A 22,206-nucleotide genomic window follows, 5' to 3' on the forward strand; every position below is an offset into this window, starting at 1 on the left:
GTCCTACACGACCATGCAGGTATTCCGCGCGCCGCTGCTTCGCTTAAATATGGCTTCACGGCGTGCATGAACGCGGGACGAATGTGAGATCGATGCGGTATCGATGCGGTATCGATGCAGTATCGATGCAGTATCGATGCGAGGGGGGATGCCTCTCATCACGAGGTCTGCGCAATCCACATCATCCGCGTCATCGTGTCGCCGCTGGGCGAATTCTCGGGAGGTGGGGAGTGGGTGATCAGCACGAAACGTCGGCCGTGCCACAGTCAATCGAAGTTGCGCGAAGCGATCGTCTGCGCGACTTACCGAACCTGCGTGTCGATGCAGAGTTCCTGCGCCCGACGGTCCCGGTATTCACCACGATCGAAGGTCTTTGCGCCGCATCGGTGTCTCTCAAGATGGAGGGGCTGAACGCGGCGGGGTCGATCAAGCTCAAGACGGCGCTCCAATTGATCGACGATCTCGAAGCGACGCATCGGATTCGTGCGGACACTTGCATTCTCGAATCGTCGTCGGGAAATCTCGGCGTGGCGCTCGCGTTGGTATGTGCCAATCGCGGCTATCGCTTTACTTGTGTGACCGACCCGAATACATCGCGACAGGCGGTGCGAACCATGCAGGCCGCAGGGGCTCGCGTCGTACGCGTCGATCGCCGCGATGCACAGGGCGGATATCTCGCGACGCGTATCGCATGGATTCGGGAGCAGGTCGCGCGAGACCCGCGTTGTGTCTGGGTCAATCAATACGCGAATCCGGCCAATTGGCGAGCGCATTTTCGATGGACGGCACCGGAGATCTTCTCGGCATATCCCGACGTCGATCATCTTTTCGTCGGCGCCGGCACGACGGGCACCTTGCTGGGATGTCTGCATTACGTACGCGCGCATCGCTTGCCGACCCGGGTCGTCGCCGTGGATGCGCAAGGCTCGGTCACCTTCGGTGGCTCGCCGGGGCTGCGTCGTATTCCCGGTCTCGGCACCAGTTGCCGTCCGCCGCTGTGTGAGCCGCCGGACGCCGAATCTCCCGATGCGATCGTCTATGTCCCCGAGGCCGACACGGTGCGGATGTGCCGCACGCTGGCACAACGCGGGTTGCTTATCGGCGGGTCCACAGGCAGCGTGTTGCGCGCGGTACAGGTGTCTTCGGCAGAGATTGCCGCGAGCGACACGGTCGTGGCCATCGCACCGGATATGGGAGACAAATACCTCGACACGATCTACGACCCGGACTGGGTAGCTTCCTGTGTCGAGGGATTCGACAAGGCGTCGGCGTCACCCGACGTGCCATCGTACGACGTTGAAACGGTTTCGCCCGCGCTGTCATGAACGCACTTCCGACACCGCAATTTCGCGTATTTACGGGTGAGCAGATCGACGCAGCCGTTCGCGACGGCAAGCGTGCCATCCTCGCTACCGTCGAAGCCGCGTATCGCGCGCACCACGCCGGACGCACCGTCAATCCGGAGAGTCAGTTTCTGCGATTCCCGCAGGCGCAGCGCAACCGCATCATCGCCTTGCCTGCACATATTCAAGGCGATAAGAGCGACGACGGCGATGAAAGCGAAGCGATCACGGGCATCAAGTGGATATCGAGTTTCCCCGGGAACATCGAACGGGGTGTGCCGCGAGCTTCCGCTGTGCTGATTCTTAACGATGTCGCCACCGGTTATCCGATGGCGTGTATGGAAGCGAGCATCATCAGTGCGGCACGCACTGCCGCCAGCGCGGTTAGCGCGCTGAGGTGTCTCACGCGAGGCGACGCGGCTCGCGAGCGCCGTGTGGCGTTTATCGGCGCCGGTGTGATTGCACGTCACGTCGCCGCATGTTTGCCGCTCGCCGAACTGCCGATCGCAGAGGTTGTGGTCCACGACCTGAATGCCGGGTACGCGCAAGCACTTGCCACCCGGATCGCAACGCAGGTCGGTCTCGAAACGCGTATCGAAACGTCGTTGGAGCATGCCATCCGGCAATCGGACGTGATCGTGTTCGCCACCACGGCGGCGTCTCCCCATCTGCACGACCCCGAGTGGTTCTCGCACTGCCCGGTCGTGTTGCATTTGTCGCTGCGCGACCTCGCGCCGTCGATCGTGCAGGCGTCCTGCAACGTCGTCGACGACATCGACCACTGCCTGCGGGCGATGACATCGCTGCATCTCACGGAAGTCGCCACCGGGCACCGGCGCTTCGTCACGACCTCGCTGCCGCATCTGCTGTGCGGAGGAGAAGTGCCCACCCGTGATCGGCCCATTGTCTTTTCACCCTTTGGACTCGGCATTCTCGATATCGCCGTCGGGCGTTGGGTCTATGAACGCCTCGCTGACCGGCAGGCACCTGTTCCTCGTTTTTACTTTGATTTGCAACGCGCATGACCACAGCTTTCCTTCCCCCTTCCTGCTCCTCCACGTCTTCCTGCGATTCGAATTCGCCTGTCACCGATGGCTTCGCCGACGTCCTCGTCGGGCTGCAATACGGCGATGAAGGCAAGGCGAAGATTATCGATACCCTCGCCCCGGGGTATGACGTGATCGCTCGCTTTAACGGCGGGGCAAACGCCGGACACACCATCGATACGCCGCAGGGGCGCATTGCGCTCAAGCAACTCCCGTCGGGGGTCTTTCATCCGCACGCCATGCTGTACATCGGGTCGGGATGCGCTATCAATCCGTGGAAGCTGGCCGATGAGATCGAGCAATTGCGGCAGATGGGCATCTCGCTCGAGGGGCGTCTGCGAATCAGTGCGCGTGCAGCGCTGGTGCAGCCACATCACATTGCGATGGACCGGCGTGGCAGTGAGACGATCGGTACGACGGGAAACGGTATCGGACCTTGCTATGCAGATCGCGCCTTGCGCGTGCGCAACGACACACGCGTCAACCTGATGCTCGGTGACCTGCTGGGCAACGAGGCGGATACCGTGGTGGCGATGCGGGAAATATTCACTCGCATGATCAATGCGGATGGCGGCACGTCGCCGTGGGTCGCCGAGATGTCGGACCTGCTGCTGGGTTTGCCGGGCGTGGCAAAACAGCTGCGGGCTTACGTCGAACCGGACCGCGCGTGGCTCACGACGCGTGTCAAGGCTGGAGCAAAGGTGTTGTTCGAAGGTGCGCAGTCCGTGCTGCTCGATGTGGTCGATGGCAGTCAGCCCTTCGTCACGTCGAGTCATACGGTACCGGCCTACGCGTATGTCGGCGGAGATCTCTCGCCCAAGTACCACCGGCGAACCATCGGTGTGGCCAAAGCCATCATGTCGCGCGTGGGACGTGGGCCGTTTCCGTCGGAGCTTGGAGGGGAACGTTCGGCGCAGTACTGTCACGACGCTTCGCAGTCGAAGACCGGTAAGTCCGAGGAGGCGTCGCGCTTCTCTCCGGACAAACTGCTGCGTTCGAATGATCCGTTCGACGTGGGAACCGCATTGCGAATGCTGACCGGTGAGTACGGTACAGGAACCGGTCGACCGCGTCGTATCGGCATGCTGGATCTTGCGCAGTTGAGAGACGTCATCAAGATGCATGCCGTCGATTGTGTTTACCTCAACAAGGTGGATTGTCTGGCCCATTACCTGCACTCCGCCTACCAGGGGGTGCCGATGCGTTTGCATCGTGATGTCGTCTCCGGCGACGTCATGCCGGACATCCTGATTTATCCGGGTTTGACCGAGCAGTCGCTGACCCTCGGGCGTGAGGGGAAAGTGGATGCCGTGATGAACAGCTTCATCGACTTTATCGAACGACACATCGGCGCGCCATTGGCAGGGCTGGGGCTCGGTCCGGAGCGAGCGAGCCTCGTATCGCTGGCGGAGCATTCACCGAAGCCAGTCGCGACGCTCAGCCCCCATGACTGACATGCCGATCAACAGGGACGCGCCTCCCCATGTTCCGGATCGTGGCGGCGCGCACGAGACACGCAGGTCGTGGCGGGAGGTCGCGGCCGTCACGCGCGCTACGGCCGAGGCGCCGTTTCCGCCATTGCTGCCGGGGCATCTGTTCTTCAACGTGTCGCTCATGCCCTACGCCACGCATCCAAAGGTCTGTGAGCGAGGACAGGCAACGCGGCAGCGGCTGAGCGCGTTGCGTCTCGAGGACTATCTGAACAAGACGGAACGTGTCGAGTTGCATATCGTCAACCGGGCCATCGAGCGGATGCTTGATGTGCCGGGAATGGCGTCCGTAAGCCGCGACGATTTGCTGGCGATCTATACCGATGAAGGTTTTCACACCTGGATGATGGCGCGGTTTCGGGTGCAGTTGCTTCGCGCGACGGGCTGCGCGCTCATGCTTCGGCCATCGCGGAGCGTGATGCAGGTGCTGGCGCTGTGTGAGGCGGTGCCGTGGAAGCATCGTGGCGTCGCCCTCGTGGCCGCAGCCATGGTGACGGAGACGTTGATTACCGGCACGTTGCGTCAGGCCGGTGCGGGTAACGCGATCTATCCCCCGGTGCGTACGTTGCTCGCTGAGCATGGTGCAGATGAGATGCGTCATCAGGCGGCGTTCGTGCGGTTCGGCGAGGCGTGGGTGCCGTCGCTATCTCGTGACGAACGGAGGGTGCTCGACGAACTGATCCCCGAGTTGTTGTTGGCCTTTCTTTCGCCCGAGCTGCCAGCATGGCAAGCGCATTTGTGCGAGGTGGGGCTGAGCGCGTCCGATGCCGATCAGGTGTTACGCGAAAGCATCGACCCGCTGGCGGTCGGGGTCCAGATGATGGAGGCGGCGCTGGTGCCTCGACGACTGTTCGAGCGCCTGGGACTGTCGTGTGCCGAACGGTTTGCGCAGCACGCGAGTCGCTGGCGGCCGCCTTGAGGACGCGGCGTGTTCTTTCGTCGCGTCGCGATGCTCGTGAATATCGCCTGGAGACACGCTTTGGAAAGCGCCCACTCGCGGGCGAGACGACATCGCAGACGACGCAACGCGGCACGAGAGGCGGCGCCGTGAGCGGGACGTCGTCGCCAGTGTATCGATGCAAACGATCAGGAGGGATGTGTGACTTGCCATTGGCTTGCCCCCGATTTGACGATGAGCGCGCCGGACTACCGCGCATTGATCGGCGCGGCGCTCGCTTTCAAGCGTCGATATCCGCTGCATACCGAGGGCGCGCTTCGGAACAGGACGATCTACTTCCTCTTCTACAACGCGTCGCTGCGCACACGCAGCAGCTTTCAGACGGGGTTGGCCAGACTGGGCGGAAATGCCATCGTGCTCGATCCGCACAATGGCATCTACACGCCCGCGCTCCCGGACGCGGAAATTCCGTACACGACGGAACGGGTGGCCGACGTGGCGCGCGTGTTGTCGTCATACGGCGATGCGATAGCCATACGTATGTACGGCGCGCCCGCCGGATGGGTCTACGGTGCAGCGCATCGACATCTCGAAGCTTTTGCCGAATCGAGTCAGGTGCCGATCATCAACATGGAGTGCGATCGCTTTCACCCATGTCAGGCGCTTGCCGACGCGATGACGTTACGGGAGCAATTAGGGGGGCTGACGGGGCGGCGTCTGTGTATCAGTTGGGCCTATTCGGGGAGTTGGCATAAGCCCGTAGCCGTGCCGCAGAGTCTGTTGCTGGCGGCTGTCAAAACCGGCATGGATGTGACGCTGGCGCATCCCACGTCGTTTGCGCTCGACCCGCAGGTGATGATGGCGGCGGAACAATTTGCTGCGCAGACTGGCGCCCGTATTCGGGTGACACATGATTTGCGCGATGGAGTCGCCGATGCGCATGCCGTCTATGCCAAGTCGTGGTGCAGTCTCGATCATTTGCCGAAACGTCACGGTGACGCCGTTGACGAAGCCGCGATGTGTGATGCGTTCGAGCGGCATCGAGACTGGTGCATCGATGCAGACGTGATGCGCCTTGCCGCACCGGGTGCCGGATATCTTCATTGTATGCCGGTGGATCGCGGGCAGGAGGTGTCCGACGATGTGGTGGAGGGGGCATCGTCATGGGTGTTCCAGCAGGCGGCGAATCGACTCCACGCCCAAAACGCCGTGATGGCGCATCTATTGAATCCGGGGTGTCTCGCGTGACGCCGCCGTTCTCGTATCGGTACGCCTGCGTGCGATGTGCCACGCCGCAGGACTGGGGAGCGATTCGTTATCGCTGCGAAGTCTGCGGGCAGAACCTTCGCGTGGAACGCAAGACGGATACGGACTCGATTTCTGCTGCCGACATCGTCGACGCATTTCGTGCGAGTCAAACGCACGGGATGTGGCGATACGCCGCGCTCCTGCCGGTCGAAGCGAGTTGGGGAAGCCGTTTGCGGGTCGGTGGAACGCCGATGGTCGACTGCGGCGAGGATGACGGGGGCAGAGGTGGCAGCAGCCATGCCGGCGGTGGGGTTCGGCTCTGGGTCAAGGACGACTCGCGAAACCCAAGCGGTTCGCTCAAGGATCGAGCCACCGAACTGGTGCTCGCCGTGGCGAGACGGGCGGGGTGCGCGCAAGCCGTGACGGCGTCCACCGGCAACGCGGGGGCCTCGCTGGCGTGCATCGCGGCGTCGCAAGGCATGGAGGCGACGGTGGTCGTGCCGGTCAATACGCCGCGAGTCAAACTGGCACAGATTCGTGCTTACGGCGCCCGGCTGCTTGAGGTCGATGGCACTTACGACGATGCCGTGGAAGTCGCCGAGCGGCTGGCCGCCGATGCTCGCGTGTGTTGCCGCAACACCGGATTCAATCCGTTCACGCGAGAAGGCAAGAAAACCTGTGCGTTCGAGATTGCCGAGGCTTTCGACTGGCACGTCCCCGATTGGGTCGTCGTGCCAACGGGTGACGGCAACATCCTGTCCGGCATCGCTGCGGGTTTTCTCGATCTCTACGCGTTGGGAATCACGTCCGCGGTGCCGCGATTGCTGGCCGCGCAGGCCAGCAGCTCGAACAGCATCTCGCAAGACTGGCGGGAGAACGATGAGACTTGTGCGCTGCCTGAAGCGCCGACGGCCGTGACGCCCGATACCGTGGCGGACAGTCTGTCGGTGAGTCGTCCCAGAGACCACTTTGCGGCGCTGCAGGCGTTGCGCGTCACACGTGGCGCATGCATCGCGCTGGAGGATGCCCGCATCGTCGAGGCGTCGCGTTCGCTCGCGCAACGCTTCGGTCTATGGTTCGAACCCTCGACCGCCGCGGGATATGCGGCGCTGCATGCGTGCCTCGCAACGGGGCGCATCAAGGTCGGGGCACGTGTCGTGTTGCTCGGCACGGGGAGCGGGATGAAATCGCCGCAGGGCTTCGACAGCGTCAGCGCGCAGCCGGTGACGGGGGGCGTCGCGCGGGTGCCGGAGCGTCCGCCTGCTGAACGACATGCCAACGACCCGAGGGAGCGCACATGAGACACGTCGTGCCGGACGGACGTGAGCACGTCATCGTCGTCGGTGCGGGCGTCAGCGGATTGACGACCGCCGTCGCCATGTCCCTCGCGGGGTGTCGCGTCACCATTCACGCGGCGGAGGGCCCGGCGCAGACGACATCGGCGTTAGCGGCCGCGATCTGGCATCCGTTCTACCAGGCGCCCGATCTTGTCTATCTGGCCCGAGCTCGACATACCTACGAGACGATGCAGCGGCTGTCGACGGATAAGGCGTCGGGCGTCGGCATGCGATCGCTGACCGAGTATTTCCGTCACGACGCCGGCGCGCCGTGGTGGGCCGATTGCGCGAGGGATCTCAAGCGGTTGCCGGATGACGACGTGCCGGCGCGCTTCGCCTGCGCTTACCGGATGGACGTACCGGTGGCCGATACGGGGACTTACCTTCGATACCTGATGCACATGTTCCTCGAGCTGGGCGGCAATTACGTCCAGCGTCGCGTCGACGATGTGACGAGGCAACTCGGCGAGGCGGACATCGTCGTGAACTGCTGCGGCTACGGCAGCCGTCAGTTCGGTGACGACGCCTTATCGTTGTCGCGCGCCATCGTCCTGCGTGCCCGCCGTGACGATGCTGTGCGTGGATGCTTCATCGATGACTCGGATCCTGCGGCACCCACCTACATCGTGCCGCGATGCGACGACATCGTGTTGGGCGGTACCGCCGATCCGGGGCTGACGTCCACGGTGATCGGGGCGCATCAGATCGAAGACATCGTGCGTCGCTGCACCGGGCTATGCGAGGGCGTTGCGGCGTTGCAGGTGATCGACGCGCGTATCGGATTTCGTCCGATGCGTCATGTGCCGCGTGTCGCGCGTGACGATCAGCATCCGGGGCTGTTCCACAACTACGGTCATGGCGGCGGTGGCTTCACGTTGTCGTGGGGGTGTGCGAACGATGTCCTGCGGCTGGCCGGTATGACGTCTGCCGATGCGCCACGAACATCCGCAGGCAGCGACGGGGCACGGACATAAGCAGACGCAGGAAACCAGACGCAGGAACACAGGGAGAACCGATGGAACTGGACCCGTCGACACTCGACGAAGCGAGCATTTACAACTTCATGATGAGCACGATCCTGCCGCGCCCGATTGCGTGGGTGAGTACCGTCGATGATCAGGGGCAATCGAATCTCGCCCCATATGCCTACTTCATGGGCGTGTGCTGTGTGCCGATGACCGTGCTGTTCTGTCCAGTCGTGCCGCCGCCGCCGAAGCGTAAAAAGGACACGTTGCGCAACATCGAAGTGGTGCCGGAGTTCGTCGTGAACGTGGCCAGCACTTCATGTATCGACGCGGTCAATCTGTCGGCGGCACCCTTGCCGGCGGGGGAGTCGGAGTTCGACCTGACGGGGGTAACGCCGGTGCCGTCCTCGCGTGTGCGTCCGCCGCGCGTGAAGGAGGCCGCCGTCGCGTATGAATGCCGCGTGCGCGACATCATCGAGATCAGTGCTGCGCCGGGTGGGGGATGGGTGGTGCTCGGTACGGTCGTCGCGGCACATGTCGACGATGCCCTGCTCGATCCCGTCACCTGCCATGTGGATCTGCACGCGCTGCGTCCCGTGGGACGTCTCGGCGGCGGGGCCTTTGTGAACGCGGCGAGCGACACGTTCACGTTGACACGCTACAAGACGCTGGCCGATCTGGCGGCTCGCAAGTGATGGGCCGGGATGCGGGGGCGAGGTCGTCGTCGAGCAGCCCATAATCGCTGGCCAACTTCGCGGCATGGTGTCGGCTCGATACGTCGAACTTGCGCATGACGCTGCGCAGATGGAAGACGACGCCGTGCTCGGAGAGAGTGAGAATGCGTCCGATCTCCCACGACGTCTTGCCTCGCGCCACCCATCTCAGGCACTCGCGCTCGCGCGGCGTGAGGACGGGCGCACTGCGACGTGCGGCCTCGCGTTGCACGAGGCGCCACACCGCTTCGTGGACGTGCGTGGCCAGCGCGACGCCGGCGTGCTTCATCCACGTCTGCATGCAGTCGTGCGTCGTTGCATGCGCGTGAGGCTGACGCAGACGCGAAAGCGGCGTGGGCGTGGCAAGCGGCAGCGACGGTGTGCGCCAGGGCGAAGACAGGCTCAACGTTCCCAAGGCGCCGGATGGCGTGTAGACCGGATACGTCACGCCGAAGCGCAATCCCGCCTTGCGTTGTTCATCGAGCAGTCGCCGGGTTTCGGGGGACGCATACATCGACGGCTTCCACTCCACCGGCGTCAGTTGACGTGCGGCCAGGACGAGTGCCGGATCGATGGCGGCGAAGTGTTGCGCGTCGTAGTGCGTTTGCCAGGCCGGCGGAAGATTCGCGAGACGTGGCGTCGACGTGGTGCCGTCCGGCAACGGAAATTGACCGCGATAGCAGAAGTAGCGCTGTCGCAACGCGCCGCACAGCGAAGGCAGCAACGTGCGCAGCGTGTCGAAATCGGCGGCTGCCGATAACGCGTTCAGGCCATCGGCAAACGAGCGAGGAGGGAGACGGCGCGTGGCTTGCATGGCATGACGATGTAGGGAACATGTTTCGCTTGTAGCATGTGTCTCATGAGCGCGCGCATCGTCGGTTGCTGAGTCGGAGTGCAAGGCGTCGCCGTGCTGTCGCTATCGCACGTCATCGCATGCTTGGCATGACGTCTGCACGACGACAACGCAGCGAACTCGCCGATAACGCAGGGCGCGACATAACGTCGCACGCGAATTCTGCTGCACCGTCTACTGTTGATGGATATCGGACGAATCCCGCATCGCAGCGAAGTGCATCGTGCGATGGATGGGCGATGCGATGCGAGTGCAGACGTCGGGAGCGAGTGCAGAGCATCGATTTCCGAAGTTGTCGATCAGGGTATTCAGGACACCGCAACGAGTGCCGTCGTGTTGCAATGTGTCAAACCGGCGACGCATAGGGAGTATCCCGTAGTTGCCCGGCCGCTGGGATTTTTCGCTAGGGGAATTACCGGATTTCCCTTTTGCATCAATGGGTTCAGGAGGATGCTATGGCGCGCCAAATACTCGGTATCAATGTTGTCGCTTGGAGAATGCGCGTTCTATAATGCGGCAGTTTGTCGCGGCCCGGACGCATCAAGTTCCCGGCCGTCGGACATGAAAGACCCAAAATGCCCCACGGGTGACGGCGATGCTCGCAGCCTCTTCTTCCGATGCCGGATCGGTGACGAAGGAATGGACGCACAAGCGTAACTGCGCGACATCGCCGCGCCAGTTTGTCCTGTTCTACCTGTCGTTGGCCGCCGTTTCATTGGGTGTTGCCTTGATTGCGGCGTGGCGCGGTGGGTGGTTGGTCTTGCCGTTCACAGGCCTGGACTTGCTCGTGGTGGGCGTTGCGTTCGTCATTCATGCCCGGCATGCCACAGATTACGAGGTCATTCGGTTGTCGCCCGTGAGCCTTGTGGTCGAGCAACGTTCAGCACAGAGGTTGACGCAATTCGAGTTCAATCCCCGCTGGGTGCGCATCGACATCGAGAAGCCGCCGCGTACGCGCATTGTCTTGCGCTCGGGTAGCCGCTCGGTCACCGTCGGTGCCTATCTTGCGCCGCATCGCCGCGAAACGTTTGCGCGCGAGCTGCGCCGTTGTCTTGCCCAACAGGCCTGAGAGAGATGGAGACGATCTCGGGCGACCGCCAGGGAGGATTTGGATGGTAATTTTGGGTAAGGAAGCTATGAAAAAAACGAAACACGCCTTGGCGGCTTTCCTTGCGGGCGCCTCACTGCTCGCCGGCGCTCCGGCACTGGCGGCGGTCACGGATATGCCGGGGGGGCCGGCCGTCAACGAACTCAACTTCCAGCCGCCGGTCACGAAACTCGCGGAAGAGCTTCACAGCCTTCACACCATGATGTTGATCATCTGTCTGGTGATCTTCCTCGCGGTGTTCGGCGTGATGTTCTACTCGATCATCAAGCACCGCAAATCCAAAGGCCATCAGCCCGCGAATTTCCATGAAAGCACCACGGTCGAGGTGATCTGGACGGTCGTACCGTTCATCATCGTGATTCTCATGGCGCTGCCCGCCACGAAGACCGTCGTCGCAATGAAAGACACCACCAACGCCGACATCACGATCAAGGTGACCGGCTACCAGTGGAAATGGGGCTACGACTACCTGAAGGGCGACGGCGAGGGCATCAAGTTCCTCTCCACGCTTTCCACGCCGCGCAATCAGATCGACGGCACGGAGCCCAAGGGCAACACGTATCTTCAGGAAGTCGACAACCCGATGGTCGTGCCGGTCAACAAGAAGGTGCGTCTGATCACCACGGCCAACGACGTCATTCACTCGTTCTACGTGCCGGCGTTCGGTATCAAGCAGGACGCCATTCCGGGCTTCGTGCGCGATACGTGGTTCAAGGCGGAAAAGGTCGGTGAGTATCGCGGCTTCTGTACGGAGCTGTGCGGCAAGGAACACGCGTTCATGCCGGTCGTCGTGAAGGTGGTTTCGGAAGACGACTACAACAAGTGGGTCGACACGCAGAAGAAGGCGATGGCGGCGTCGGCCGACGATCCGACCAAGACCTACACCGTGCAGGAATTGATGGAGCGCGGCCAGAAAGTCTACGCGTCGAATTGCGCGGTGTGCCACCAGCCGAACGGCAAGGGCGGCGGTGCGTTCCCGGCGCTCGATGGCGGCAAGATCGTGACGGGTCCGGTGGCTGACCACATCAGCATCGTGCTGCATGGCAAGAATGCGATGCCGAACTGGTCGCATCTGAATGACGTGGAGCTTGCGGCCGTCATCACGTACGAGCGCAATTCGTGGAGCAACAAGACCGGCGACGTCATTCAGCCGGCGCAGGTGCGCGAAGCGCGCGGCAACAAGTCGGCCAATGCGGCCGGTGCCGCCGATGCTGCCGTTAGTGCAGCGAAGAACAGCTAAGTCGTTCGACCAGTTCGAAGCAAGGAGATTGGGTATGAGTTCCATCGCTCACGATCACGTGGCGGGTCACGACGATCACGCGCACGACCATCCGCACGGATGGCGTCGCTGGCTGTTCGCGACGAATCACAAGGACATCGGCACGATGTACATGATCTTCTCGTTCGTCATGCTGCTCTCGGGCGGCGTGATGGCGCTGATGATCCGTGCGGAATTGTTCGAACCGGGCCTGCAGTTCATTCGTCCGGAGTTCTTCAACCAGCTCACCACGATGCACGGGCTGGTGATGATTTTCGGTGCGATCATGCCGGCATTCGTGGGCTTCGCGAACTGGATGATCCCGTTGCAGATCGGCGCGTCGGACATGGCGTTTGCGCGCATGAACAACTTCAGCTTCTGGCTGTTGCCGGTCGGCGGCCTGCTGCTGATCTCGTCGTTCCTCGTGCCGGGCGGCGCCACGGCTGCCGGCTGGACGATGTACGCACCGCTGTCGGTGCAAATGGGACCGGGCCAGGATCTGGCAATCTTCGGTGCGCACATTCTCGGCGCGTCGTCGATCATGGGCGCGATCAACATCATCGTCACGATCCTGAACATGCGCGCGCCGGGCATGACGCTCATGAAGATGCCGATGTTCGTGTGGACGTGGCTCATCACCGCCTATCTGCTCATCGCCGTGATGCCGGTGCTCGCCGGTGCGATCACCATGCTGCTGACCGACCGCCACTTCGGCACGTCGTTCTTCAACGCAGCGGGCGGCGGCGACCCGGTCATGTACCAGCACATCTTCTGGTTCTTCGGACACCCGGAGGTGTACATCATGATTCTGCCGGCGTTCGGGATCGTGTCGCAGGTGATTCCGGCGTTCTCGCGCAAGCCGCTGTTCGGCTATAGCTCGATGGTGTACGCCACGGCATCGATCGCGATTCTGTCGTTCATGGTGTGGGCGCACCACATGTTCGTGACGGGCATGCCGGTCACGGGCCAGTTGTTCTTCATGTACGCGACGATGCTGATCTCGGTGCCCACGGGCGTGAAGGTCTTCAACTGGGTCGCCACGATGTGGAAGGGCGCGCTCACGTTCGAGACGCCGATGCTCTTCTCCGTCGGCTTCCTCTTCGTGTTCACGATGGGCGGCTTCACGGGGCTGATCCTCTCGCTCGCCCCGCTCGACATTCAGATGCACGGCACTTACTACGTGGTGGCGCACTTCCACTACGTGTTAGTGGCCGGGTCACTCTTCGCGTTGTTCTCAGGGTTCTATTACTGGGTACCGAAGTGGACCGGTCACATGTACAACGAGTGGCGAGGCAAATTCCACTTCTGGGGCTCGCTCATCACGTTCAACGTGACGTTCTTCCCGATGCACTTCCTGGGTCTGGCCGGCATGCCGCGTCGCTACGCCGACTATCCGGCGCAGTTCACGGACTTCAACCAGTTGGCCACCATCGGCGCATTCGGCTTCGGCCTGATGCAGGTGTACTTCCTGTTCTGGGTGGCGCTGCCGACGTGGCGCGGCGGCAAGGCGGCGGAAGCCAAGCCGTGGGATGGTGCAGAAGGACTGGAATGGACCGTGCCGAGTCCGGCGCCGTTCCATACGTTCGAGACGCCGCCGAAGGTGCATTGATCATGGCGCTCAGTCCTGAACAGCGCGCGAGGAACCTGCGCACCGGGCTGATTCTCGGCTCGGTGGTGCTGGTGTTCTTCGTCGGTGTGATGATCAAGACCAAACTTCTGGGTGGTATCTGAATGGGCGGCCTGCGACGCATCAACGTGCGCACCTTCAGCAAGTTGTTGCTGCTGGTCGCGGTGATGTTCGGCTTCGGATACGCGATGGTGCCGTTCTACCGCGCGTTCTGCGATCTCGTGGGCATCAACCAGTTGGGCGATCGCACGACCGAAATCAGCGCGCGCAATTCGCAGGTCGACGAGAGCCGCACGATTACCGTCGAGTTCGACGCCAACGCGCAGGGACCGCTGCGCTTCAAGCCGGCGAAGAGCAGTCTGACGGTGCACCCGGGGCAGATCGCGACCATCGAGTACGAAGTGGCGAATCAGCAGTCGCACGAAGTTCGCGCGCAGGCGATTCCGAGTTACGCCCCTGCACAGGCGGCGAGCTACTTCAAGAAGATCGAGTGTTTCTGCTTCACGCAGCAGACGCTCAGGGCCGGCGAGGCCAAGGAGTTTCCGGTGGTGTTCGTGGTGGACACGAAGCTGCCCAAGGATGTGAATACGATCACGCTGTCCTATACTTTTTTTGATCTCGGCAAGAACGATGCCGATCAGCGCGCGGACGCCCCGACGGGTTCGCAGGTTGGCGAGGTGAACGCAGGAGCGACAGGAGGAGGCAGGGGCGGCAATGGATGACCTGAAGGAGGCGACCCAGCGCAAGCTGTCGTTCGTCCAGACCATCGGTGCGGTGTTCTGGTCGTTTTTCGGCGTGCGCAAGGGGCGCGATCACGATCGCGACATGGCACAGCTCAACCCTGTGCATCTGATTGTGGCGGGGGTGATCGGGGGCATCCTGTTTGTCGTGGCGCTGGTGCTGTTGGCGAAGCTCGCCATTCGGCTCGCGACGTGAATGGCATAGACAAAGAGAACCAAGCCTGGAGAGATAAGAATGAGTGGTCAACACCAAACGGCGCCTTACTACTTCGTGCCGGCGCCCTCGCGCCATCCGGTGAGTTGCAGCGTCGGCCTGCTGGTGGTGCTCGGTTCGGCCGCCGCGTGGGTCAACGGCCAATCGTGGGCGCCGTGGACAGCGTTGCTCGGCCTGCTGTGGGTGCTGTGGGTACTGCGCGCCTGGTTCGGCGACTCCATCGCGGAGTCGGAGGGCGGTCTGTATGGGCGACGCATCGACGTGTCCTACCGCTGGGGCATGAGCTGGTTCATCTTCTCCGAGGTGATGTTCTTCGCGGCGTTCTTCGGTGCGCTGTTCTACGCCCGCACGCTGGCGATGCCGTGGCTCGGCGACCTCGATAACAAGCTGCTGTGGCCTGACTTCACCGCCGTGTGGCCGAACGCCGGTCCGGCGGGCGTGGTCGATGCGTTCGAGACGATGGGCCCGTGGCCGATCCCGACGCTCAACACGGCGCTGCTGCTGACCTCGGGCGTCACGCTCACGATCTCGCACCACGCGTTGCGTGCGAACCATCGTGGCAGCGCGATCTTCTGGCTGTTCGCCACCGTCGTGCTCGGCTTCGTCTTCCTCGGCTTCCAGGCGTACGAATATCACCACGCCTACACCGAACTGAACCTGAAGCTGACCTCGGGCGTGTATGGCTCGACGTTCTTCCTGCTCACGGGTTTCCACGGGTTCCACGTGATGCTGGGCGCGATCATGCTCTCCGTGATGCTGATCCGTCTGATGAAGGGGCACTTCACGCCGGATCATCACTTCGGCTTCGAAGGCGCCGCATGGTACTGGCACTTCGTGGACGTGGTGTGGCTCGGGTTGTACGTCGTGGTCTACTGGCTCTGACGTCGATACCGACCTCGCTCTGGGACGCCGCCGGTTTCCGGCGGCGTTTGTATTTCCGCGACGGTTGTCTGACGGATTGCCGGGCGGCCGGTTGATGTGCCGAAACGGGAGACATTGCCGAATAGGCCAGTAGGGGCTTTCAGGGCGATATCGGCGCAAAGTAGGCGCAATGCGGCCTTATGTCGCACGAGACCGGATGCCCCGAACGTGGCGACGTTGTGCGATGCCTTGCTAGCGTCGAGCGGCGGAATCCGGCCGAAAGCGGCAAGAACCCGGGAAGGCGGCGAGAGAAAGGGCGAAAGCGAGGATAGGGTGCGGCGATTTGCCGCAGGAGCGTGGCGCGGGACTCAGTATCGTATGCCCGTGCTGTGAATCCAGCCCATCCAGTTGGCGAACAGGATGAGCAGGAACAGCGTCACCGACAGGCCGACACGCACCGCCAGCGACTGCACGGTGCGATTCGATCGGCCCTTGTCCCGCATCATGAAAAACAATGCGGACGCCAGACTGCCGAGAATCAGGACGAAGGCGATGGCAACGATGATGCGCATGATCTGTCCGATGACGGGAATTCGTCATTATCGGGCAACGCATCCGCGCTGGCACGCTGCAATGCAGTGTGGCGCACCGGCGTTGCACTTCATCGAACGACAGTCGGACAAGGAACGTACGTGTTGAAAACCCTTTTGCGCGGTATGCGGCCGGTGCCGGCGGTGCTGATTCTGCTGGGCGTGATGCTCACCGCAGCGCTCGGCGTGTGGCAATACCAGCGCGCGCAGATGCGTCTGGCGCGTCAGGCGCAGATCGAGCAGGCCGAACACGCGCCGGTGGTGGCGCTCGGTGCGCAGACGTATGCGATAGACGACGTCACGCATCGTCGCGTACGTGTGACGGGGCGTTTTCTGCGCAACCGCGTGGTGTATCTGGATAACCGCCCGCGCAACGAGTTGCCCGGTTTCTACGTGGTGATGGCGTTGCAGGTGTCGCCGGATCACGTGGTGCTCGTCAATCGCGGGTGGTTGCCGCGCGACTTGCGTGATCGCACGTCGATCATGCCGTATGCCACGCCGGCCGGAGACGTCACCATCGAAGGCATTGCTGCGCCCGATCCGTCGCGCGCCTTCGAACTGGGACATGGCGGCTCGGCGGCAGGAATGTCGATTCGTCAGAATCTCGATGTGGCGGATTACGCGCGCGAGACCTCGCTACCGCTGCAACCGTTCGTCATCATGCAGACGAACGACACGGGCGACCATCTGCTGCGCGACTGGCCAGCGCCGGCGACCGGCGCGGATCGCAACTATGGTTATATGGCGCAGTGGTTCGGCATGTCGCTGATTCTGGCGCTGCTGGGACTGCGTCTGGCGTATCGGCGTGGACGCCGGATGCCCACGGCCACCGACGATTTCAAGCGGGCATGACGGCATAGGGATACAGGGCAAAGATGAGTGCAGACGTGAGGACCGACATGAGTGCCGATGCAAGCGCCGGACGCACCGGCACCCCCGCCATCGACCCGGTGCAGCGACGCCGCGCGCGTCGCATGCTGGTGTTGCTGTTCGCCGTGTGCGCGGCGCCGGCGGTGGCGGCGTATCTGATGTATTACGTGTTCAAGCCGCAGGGCGGTACGTCCGCCTACGGCAAGCTGATCGAGCCGCAGCGTCCGCTGCCTGCGCTGGTAGTGCACGACGACGAGACGGGCGAAGACCTCCCGTTGTCGTCGTTGCGCGGCAAGTGGCTGATGATCAGCGCAGACACGGCCACCTGTGACGAGAATTGCGTGAGCAAGCTCTTCTATATGCGGCAGATCCGCGTGTTGCAGGGCAACGAACGCACACGCGTGGAAACGCTCTGGCTGGTGACGGACGGCGCGCCGGTATCGAAGCAGATCGACGGCGCCTATGAAGATACGCGCCGCCTGCGTGCCGATCCGATCGCGCTCGCCTCGTGGCTGCCGACGCAGGACGGCACCGGCCTGCGCGATCACATCTATCTGGTCGACCCGCTGGGCAACCTGATGATGGCGTTTCCCAAGAACGCGGACCCGGGCAAGATCAAAAGCGATCTGTCGCGACTGCTGAAGTGGTCGGGTACGGGTTGAAGGGGGGCGTGCGATCTCACAAGACAGTCCGTGCGCGAGGGCGCGCCGGATACGACGAAGAATTGATGCGGAACTGACGTAATACCGATGCTTTACCTTCTGGAACTGGGCTTCATCGGCCTGTGTATCGCCGTGCTGCCGCTGGGCTGGGTGCTGCTGCGCCGCGACGCCAACAAGTACCGCAAACTGGCCTGGGTGACGACCTTTCTCACGCTCGACCTGATCATGTTCGGCGGTTTCACTCGCCTGACGGACTCGGGGCTGGGGTGTCCCGACTGGCCGGGGTGCTACGGCACCTCGTCGCCGTTCGCTGCACACGCCGACATCCACGAGGCGCAGATGCTGCTGCCCACGGGCCCGGTGACCTTCGTGAAGGCATGGATCGAGATGATCCATCGCTATTTCGCCATGGCGGTCGGCGTGCTCATCATCACGCTGATGGTGATGGCGTGGGTCAAGCGCCGCGAACTGAAGCAATCGCCGTGGCTCGCCACGTGGCTGCTGGTGCTCGTGTGTGTGCAGGGGGCGTTCGGTGCCTGGACCGTCACGATGAAGCTGCAACCCGTGATCGTCTCCATTCACCTGATGTTGGCGCTCACATTGCTGGGGTCGCTGGCGTGGCTGGCATCGCGACAGATGCCGCTGGCGAGCGTGGCGGCCGATGCCGGGGCGTTGCGCTGGCGCTGGGCGGCGCTGATCGGTCTGGCGCTGCTCGTCTTCCAGATTGCCCTTGGCGGATGGGTAAGTACCAACTACGCTGTATTGGCATGTACCGACTTCCCAACGTGTCAGGGGCAGTGGATACCGTCGATGGACTTCCATAACGGCTTCAGGCTGTGGCGAGCCCTGGGCAAAACCGCCGGGGGCGAGGTGATTCCGATGGACGCGCTCGTGGCGATTCATTGGGCGCACCGCACGTTTGCCGTCGTCGTGGTGCTGTATCTGGCGTGGCTGGCGAGCGTGCTGCGACGTCATGCCGCGCTCAGAAGGCTCTCAATTCTGGTATTGATACTGGTGCTCGTGCAATTTGCCACGGGACTGTCGAACATCGTTTTCCAGTGGCCGTTGCTCAACGCCATCGCGCACAACGGCGGGGCGGCGGTCCTGCTGCTTTTGCTCGTCATGTTAAACTACCGCATTCGCGCCGCCCGCCATATCGAAGCGGCGCGTGTTGCGTCCGGCCTGATGAATCAGGCAGACCTTCCGGCCCGCCAGCAGTCTCTCTCCGCGGAACCGGCCGCCGCACCGCTCGGCGCTCCTTCTGCGCCGTCTGGCCCGGCGTAGCGCATTGCCTTCAGAGTGTATGAAAAGCACGACCCTTCCCCATCCGCCGGCTAGCCGTATCGCGCAGTACTGGGCGCTGACCAAGCCCCGCGTGACGCAGCTCGCCGTCTTCTGTGCCGTGATCGGCATGTTCCTGTCCACGCGCGGCATGGTGCCGTGGCAGGTGCTGATCGGCGGCACCATCGGTATCTGGCTGCTCGCCGGATCGGCCTTTGCCGTGAACTGCCTGATCGAGCAACGTGTGGACGCGCTCATGCGACGCACCGCGTGGCGTCCGTCCGCGCGCGGCGAGATCGCCCCGTGGCAGATCATCGTCTTCTCGACGATTCTGGGCGCCGCCGGCATGGTGGTGCTCTACACGTTCACCAATGCGCTGACGATGTGGCTCACACTGGGCACGTTCGTCGGTTATGCCCTGATCTACACCATCATCCTCAAGCCCTCCACGCCGCAAAACATCGTGATCGGCGGTGCTGCCGGTGCAATGCCCCCGGCGCTCGGCTGGGCGGCCGCGACCGGCGCCGTGCCGGCCGATGCGTGGATTCTGGTGCTCATCATCTTCGTCTGGACGCCGCCGCACTTCTGGGCGCTCGCGCTGTATCGCCGTCAGGACTACGTGAACTCCGGTTTGCCGATGCTGCCGATCACGCATGGCGAGAAGTACACGCGCCTGCAAATCCTGCTGTACAGCGTGGTGCTGTTCGCCGTGTCGCTGCTGCCGTTTGCGCATCGCATGAGCGGCTATCTGTATCTCGCGTCTGCGGTCGTGCTCTCGGGCATCTTCCTCGGTTACGCCATCAAGCTGTGGCGCAAGTATTCCGACGAGCTCTCGCGTTCGATGTTCCGCTACTCGATCGTCTATCTCTCGCTGCTGTTCGCAGCATTGCTGGTCGATCACTACGTGCAGATCTATCTGCTCGGCTGATCAGGCTTTAGCAAGAACCGGGCGGCGCCGGCTTTCGATCCGCCCACGCTGCATCACGACGACAGGCGCGTTACGGTATTCTCTGCCGGCGCGCCTGTTGGTTTTTCGGAAGGCGTTTTTTCCATACGTTCTGGGGTCATTCGTTCATGAATCTTGCTGTCATCTGGTTGCGCCGCGCGATGTTGCTCATGGGGCTCACTGTGCTTCTCGCCGCTTGCGGCAAGGACGGCCCGACGTTCACGAGTCTCGATATCACCGGCAACAAGGAATTCGCGCAGAACTTCTCGTTGCAGGACCCGCAGGGCAAAACGCGCACGCTGGCCGACTACAAGGGTAAGGCGGTGGTGATGTTCTTCGGTTACACGCATTGCCCTGACGTTTGCCCGACCACGATGGCCGAACTCAATCAGGTCATGCAGAAGCTCGGCGCCGACGACGCACAGCGCGTGCAGGTGCTCTTCGTGACGGTCGATCCGCAACGCGACACGCCGGAGTTGATGGGCCAGTACGTGCCGGCGTTCAACCCGGCCTTCGTCGGATTGCGTCCGGCGGACGATGCTGCGCTCAAGGAAGTCACCAAGTCGTTCCGAGTGGTGGTGAACAAGGTCGAAGGCTCGACGCCGAACAACTACACCATCGATCACACTGCGGGCATTTACGTCTTCGATCCGAACGGACAACTCCGCCTGTTCATGCGTCCGGACGAACCCGTCGACGCGATGGCGAAGGATCTGAAGACGTTGCTGAGCTGAGTTGAACTGAGAGGTTTCGACCCGTGCCGAACAGGGTCGAGCCTCACCGGCCCATAAAAAATCGCGCCCCTTGAGGCGCGATTTTTCATTTCCGGCGTCATGTCTGCTCCGCCCCGAGCACCGCAGCGCCCGAGGCGTATCGTCAGTCTCAACTACCTTCCTGACTCCGACGCTCCAGATCGTCGTGCGCTTCGAACCACATCACGTTGATGATGCCGAACGCGAGCGCGAGGCCAAGGCCGAGAATCCAAGAGAAGTACCACATGTCGCGACTCCTTGATCAGTACATCGTGTGCGGGTTGTCGTTGACCGTCTCGATCGTCACGCGGCCACGGATCACGCGATACACCCAGCCGGTGTAGAGCAGGATGATGGGCAGGAAGACGATCACGGCGATCAGCATGATTTGCAGCGTGAGCTGGCTCGACGTGGCGTCCCATACCGTCAGGCTGCTGCCCGGCGCGGTGGCGGACGGCATGACGAACGGGAACATCGAGAAGCCGGCGGTGAGAATGATCCCGGCCATCATCAGCCCGGTCACGACGAACGTCCACGCATAGGCGCGGCTCGTGGCAAGCAATGCCGCGAGCACGGCGCACAGGCAGGCCACGACCGGCGCGGCGATCATCCACGGATAGGTGTGATAGTTCGTGAGCCACAGCCCCGGCCCGGTGGTGACCTGCTTGAGCAGCGGGTTGGCCGGCGAATCGGTCGGGCCCATCTGCGTGATGGCGAAGCCGTCGACGTGCGTCGCGACCAGCACCCCCGCCACGAGGAACAGCAGCAGTGTGCCGAGCGCGGTGAAGCGCATGATGCGTCCGGCGCGCGCCGCCACGACCGGATCGGCCTTCATGCGCAGGTGCGCCGCACCGTGCGTGAGCAGCATCAGCAGGCTCACCAGCCCGCACAGCAGCGCGAACGGGTTGAGCAGCGCCCAGAACGAACCGGTGTACGTGGAGCGCAGGGTGTTGTCGAACGAGAACGGCAGGCCGAGCAGCAGGTTGCCGAAGGCCACGCCGAACACTAGCGACGGCACCGTGCTGCCGACGAACAGCGCCCAGTCCCACGACGTACGCCAGCGCGCGCTCGGCAGCTTGTTGCGATAGTCGAAGCCGACCGGCCGCAGGAACAGCGCGAACAGCACCAGCAGCAGTGCCCAGTACAGGCCCGAGAACGCCGCCGCGTAGACGAGCGGCCACGCCGCGAACATCGCGCCGCCGGCCGTCACGAACCAGACCTGATTGCCCTCCCATGTGGGGGCGACGGTGTTGATGATGACGCGTCGCTCCGCGTCGTTCTTGCCGAGGAAGGGCAGCAGCGTGCCGGTGCCCATGTCGAAGCCATCGAAGAAGGCGAAGCCGATCAGCAGCACGCCGATGAGCACCCACCAGATCAGCTTGAGTATGGTGTAATCGATCATCA

Annotated in this window: 23 protein-coding genes and 1 pseudogene; 20 read left to right on the forward strand and 4 right to left on the reverse strand. The window is 62.8% G+C overall.

Features of this window, described 5'->3' with window-relative positions; all coding sequences use genetic code 11:
* Positions 1–257 precede the first annotated feature (257 nt).
* From sbnA to PCA20602_RS09675, 8 genes are all read left to right on the forward strand, one after another.
* Positions 258–1,325: a 2,3-diaminopropionate biosynthesis protein SbnA gene (sbnA, locus tag PCA20602_RS09640; RefSeq protein WP_246182098.1), complete on the forward strand. Its 1,068-nt coding sequence runs from the start codon at positions 258–260 to the stop codon at positions 1,323–1,325.
* Positions 1,322–2,368: a 2,3-diaminopropionate biosynthesis protein SbnB gene (sbnB, locus tag PCA20602_RS09645; RefSeq protein WP_150721008.1), complete on the forward strand. Its 1,047-nt coding sequence runs from the start codon at positions 1,322–1,324 to the stop codon at positions 2,366–2,368. Before sbnA ends, sbnB begins: the two co-directional genes overlap by 4 nt.
* A complete protein-coding gene (locus PCA20602_RS09650; RefSeq protein ID WP_150721009.1) occupies positions 2,365–3,843 on the forward strand; it encodes an adenylosuccinate synthetase in 1,479 nt (492 codons plus the stop codon). The genes sbnB and PCA20602_RS09650 overlap by 4 nt, the downstream gene beginning before the upstream one ends.
* Entirely contained in the window at positions 3,836–4,798 is a 963-nt protein-coding gene (locus tag PCA20602_RS09655) for a diiron oxygenase (protein ID WP_150721010.1), read from the forward strand. Before PCA20602_RS09650 ends, PCA20602_RS09655 begins: the two co-directional genes overlap by 8 nt.
* A gap of 213 nt (positions 4,799–5,011) precedes the next feature.
* On the forward strand, positions 5,012–6,025 hold the full coding sequence (locus tag PCA20602_RS09660) for an ornithine carbamoyltransferase (protein ID WP_150721011.1): 1,014 nt from the start codon (positions 5,012–5,014) through the stop codon (positions 6,023–6,025).
* On the forward strand, positions 6,022–7,326 hold the full coding sequence (locus tag PCA20602_RS09665) for a threonine synthase (RefSeq protein ID WP_174980941.1): 1,305 nt from the start codon (positions 6,022–6,024) through the stop codon (positions 7,324–7,326). Before PCA20602_RS09660 ends, PCA20602_RS09665 begins: the two co-directional genes overlap by 4 nt.
* Complete coding sequence (locus tag PCA20602_RS09670; protein ID WP_150721013.1) at positions 7,323–8,336, forward strand: FAD-dependent oxidoreductase; 1,014 nt, start codon at positions 7,323–7,325, stop codon at positions 8,334–8,336. Before PCA20602_RS09665 ends, PCA20602_RS09670 begins: the two co-directional genes overlap by 4 nt.
* A gap of 41 nt (positions 8,337–8,377) precedes the next feature.
* Positions 8,378–9,022: a flavin reductase family protein gene (locus PCA20602_RS09675; RefSeq protein WP_150721014.1), complete on the forward strand. Its 645-nt coding sequence runs from the start codon at positions 8,378–8,380 to the stop codon at positions 9,020–9,022.
* On the opposite strand, the gene PCA20602_RS09680 is transcribed toward PCA20602_RS09675, so the two are convergent.
* Positions 8,973–9,854, reverse strand: a complete 882-nt coding sequence (locus PCA20602_RS09680) for an autoinducer binding domain-containing protein (RefSeq protein ID WP_150721015.1) — start codon at positions 9,852–9,854, stop codon at positions 8,973–8,975. The two genes, PCA20602_RS09675 and PCA20602_RS09680, sit on opposite strands and share 50 nt — an antisense overlap.
* 634 nt (positions 9,855–10,488) lie before the next feature.
* Between PCA20602_RS09680 and PCA20602_RS09685 the strand changes: the two genes are divergently transcribed.
* The 7 genes and pseudogenes from PCA20602_RS09685 to PCA20602_RS09710 all read left to right on the forward strand — a co-directional run bounded on the left by PCA20602_RS09685 (position 10,489) and on the right by PCA20602_RS09710 (position 15,722).
* Positions 10,489–10,962: a DUF2244 domain-containing protein gene (locus PCA20602_RS09685; protein ID WP_150721128.1), complete on the forward strand. Its 474-nt coding sequence runs from the start codon at positions 10,489–10,491 to the stop codon at positions 10,960–10,962.
* A 43-nt stretch (positions 10,963–11,005) separates the two neighbouring features.
* Positions 11,006–12,226 (forward strand): annotated as a pseudogene (coxB, locus tag PCA20602_RS09690) (cytochrome c oxidase subunit II); the annotation flags it as partial.
* 49 nt (positions 12,227–12,275) lie between these two features.
* A complete protein-coding gene (ctaD, locus tag PCA20602_RS09695) occupies positions 12,276–13,868 on the forward strand; it encodes a cytochrome c oxidase subunit I (protein WP_069340360.1) in 1,593 nt (530 codons plus the stop codon).
* Positions 13,869–13,870: 2 nt separating this feature from the next.
* Positions 13,871–13,990, forward strand: a complete 120-nt coding sequence (locus PCA20602_RS25820) for a cytochrome oxidase small assembly protein (protein ID WP_217426338.1) — start codon at positions 13,871–13,873, stop codon at positions 13,988–13,990.
* Positions 13,991–14,608, forward strand: coding sequence for a cytochrome c oxidase assembly protein (locus PCA20602_RS09700; RefSeq protein WP_150721016.1), 618 nt, complete (start codon positions 13,991–13,993; stop codon positions 14,606–14,608).
* Positions 14,601–14,822 (forward strand): DUF2970 domain-containing protein, encoded by a 222-nt coding sequence (locus tag PCA20602_RS09705; RefSeq protein ID WP_150721017.1) that lies wholly within the window; start codon positions 14,601–14,603, stop codon positions 14,820–14,822. Before PCA20602_RS09700 ends, PCA20602_RS09705 begins: the two co-directional genes overlap by 8 nt.
* 39 nt (positions 14,823–14,861) lie before the next feature.
* A complete protein-coding gene (locus tag PCA20602_RS09710) occupies positions 14,862–15,722 on the forward strand; it encodes a cytochrome c oxidase subunit 3 (protein ID WP_069340357.1) in 861 nt (286 codons plus the stop codon).
* Between the two features lie 347 nt (positions 15,723–16,069).
* Here PCA20602_RS09710 and PCA20602_RS09715 read toward each other — a convergent pair whose 3' ends face one another.
* Positions 16,070–16,273: a twin transmembrane helix small protein gene (locus PCA20602_RS09715; protein WP_044453748.1), complete on the reverse strand. Its 204-nt coding sequence runs from the start codon at positions 16,271–16,273 to the stop codon at positions 16,070–16,072.
* Positions 16,274–16,417: 144 nt separating this feature from the next.
* Between PCA20602_RS09715 and PCA20602_RS09720 the strand changes: the two genes are divergently transcribed.
* The 5 genes from PCA20602_RS09720 (at position 16,418) to PCA20602_RS09740 (ending at position 20,784) form a co-directional block, all read left to right on the forward strand.
* Entirely contained in the window at positions 16,418–17,143 is a 726-nt protein-coding gene (locus PCA20602_RS09720) for an SURF1 family protein (RefSeq protein ID WP_150721130.1), read from the forward strand.
* Between the two features lie 47 nt (positions 17,144–17,190).
* Positions 17,191–17,823, forward strand: coding sequence for an SCO family protein (locus tag PCA20602_RS09725; RefSeq protein ID WP_150721018.1), 633 nt, complete (start codon positions 17,191–17,193; stop codon positions 17,821–17,823).
* A gap of 87 nt (positions 17,824–17,910) precedes the next feature.
* Positions 17,911–19,107, forward strand: a complete 1,197-nt coding sequence (locus PCA20602_RS09730; protein ID WP_150721019.1) for a COX15/CtaA family protein — start codon at positions 17,911–17,913, stop codon at positions 19,105–19,107.
* Between the two features lie 19 nt (positions 19,108–19,126).
* Positions 19,127–20,032 carry a heme o synthase gene (gene cyoE / locus PCA20602_RS09735; RefSeq protein ID WP_069340353.1) on the forward strand — a complete coding sequence of 302 codons (906 nt, stop codon included), beginning with the start codon at positions 19,127–19,129 and terminating at the stop codon, positions 20,030–20,032.
* Positions 20,033–20,178: 146 nt separating this feature from the next.
* A complete protein-coding gene (locus tag PCA20602_RS09740; protein WP_069340352.1) occupies positions 20,179–20,784 on the forward strand; it encodes an SCO family protein in 606 nt (201 codons plus the stop codon).
* A 148-nt stretch (positions 20,785–20,932) separates the two neighbouring features.
* Here PCA20602_RS09740 and cydX read toward each other — a convergent pair whose 3' ends face one another.
* The gene (gene cydX / locus PCA20602_RS09745; protein WP_042114280.1) at positions 20,933–21,049 is read right to left on the reverse strand and encodes a cytochrome bd-I oxidase subunit CydX; all 117 of its coding nucleotides are present in this window, start codon (positions 21,047–21,049) and stop codon (positions 20,933–20,935) included.
* A gap of 15 nt (positions 21,050–21,064) precedes the next feature.
* Entirely contained in the window at positions 21,065–22,201 is a 1,137-nt protein-coding gene (gene cydB, locus PCA20602_RS09750; protein ID WP_150721131.1) for a cytochrome d ubiquinol oxidase subunit II, read from the reverse strand.
* Positions 22,202–22,206: the final 5 nt, after the last annotated feature.

This window comes from Pandoraea capi (assembly GCF_902459735.1).
Taxonomy (GTDB): Bacteria; Pseudomonadota; Gammaproteobacteria; order Burkholderiales; family Burkholderiaceae; genus Pandoraea; species Pandoraea capi.

Coding starts and splice junctions, on each gene's coding strand:
- PCA20602_RS09675 (WP_150721014.1), top strand. CDS start 8,378: ATGGAACTGGACCCGTCGACACTCGACGAAGCGAGCATTTACAACTTC.
- PCA20602_RS09660 (WP_150721011.1), top strand. CDS start 5,012: ATGAGCGCGCCGGACTACCGCGCATTGATCGGCGCGGCGCTCGCTTTC.
- sbnB (WP_150721008.1), top strand. CDS start 1,322: ATGAACGCACTTCCGACACCGCAATTTCGCGTATTTACGGGTGAGCAG.
- PCA20602_RS09720 (WP_150721130.1), top strand. CDS start 16,418: ATGCGGCCGGTGCCGGCGGTGCTGATTCTGCTGGGCGTGATGCTCACC.
- PCA20602_RS09670 (WP_150721013.1), top strand. CDS start 7,323: ATGAGACACGTCGTGCCGGACGGACGTGAGCACGTCATCGTCGTCGGT.
- PCA20602_RS09730 (WP_150721019.1), top strand. CDS start 17,911: ATGCTTTACCTTCTGGAACTGGGCTTCATCGGCCTGTGTATCGCCGTG.
- PCA20602_RS09715 (WP_044453748.1), bottom strand. CDS start 16,273: ATGCGCATCATCGTTGCCATCGCCTTCGTCCTGATTCTCGGCAGTCTG.
- PCA20602_RS09680 (WP_150721015.1), bottom strand. CDS start 9,854: ATGCAAGCCACGCGCCGTCTCCCTCCTCGCTCGTTTGCCGATGGCCTG.
- PCA20602_RS09710 (WP_069340357.1), top strand. CDS start 14,862: ATGAGTGGTCAACACCAAACGGCGCCTTACTACTTCGTGCCGGCGCCC.
- PCA20602_RS09655 (WP_150721010.1), top strand. CDS start 3,836: ATGACTGACATGCCGATCAACAGGGACGCGCCTCCCCATGTTCCGGAT.
- PCA20602_RS25820 (WP_217426338.1), top strand. CDS start 13,871: ATGGCGCTCAGTCCTGAACAGCGCGCGAGGAACCTGCGCACCGGGCTG.
- PCA20602_RS09685 (WP_150721128.1), top strand. CDS start 10,489: ATGCTCGCAGCCTCTTCTTCCGATGCCGGATCGGTGACGAAGGAATGG.
- ctaD (WP_069340360.1), top strand. CDS start 12,276: ATGAGTTCCATCGCTCACGATCACGTGGCGGGTCACGACGATCACGCG.
- cydX (WP_042114280.1), bottom strand. CDS start 21,049: ATGTGGTACTTCTCTTGGATTCTCGGCCTTGGCCTCGCGCTCGCGTTC.
- PCA20602_RS09650 (WP_150721009.1), top strand. CDS start 2,365: ATGACCACAGCTTTCCTTCCCCCTTCCTGCTCCTCCACGTCTTCCTGC.
- PCA20602_RS09700 (WP_150721016.1), top strand. CDS start 13,991: ATGGGCGGCCTGCGACGCATCAACGTGCGCACCTTCAGCAAGTTGTTG.
- cyoE (WP_069340353.1), top strand. CDS start 19,127: ATGAAAAGCACGACCCTTCCCCATCCGCCGGCTAGCCGTATCGCGCAG.
- PCA20602_RS09725 (WP_150721018.1), top strand. CDS start 17,191: ATGAGTGCCGATGCAAGCGCCGGACGCACCGGCACCCCCGCCATCGAC.
- PCA20602_RS09740 (WP_069340352.1), top strand. CDS start 20,179: ATGAATCTTGCTGTCATCTGGTTGCGCCGCGCGATGTTGCTCATGGGG.
- PCA20602_RS09705 (WP_150721017.1), top strand. CDS start 14,601: ATGGATGACCTGAAGGAGGCGACCCAGCGCAAGCTGTCGTTCGTCCAG.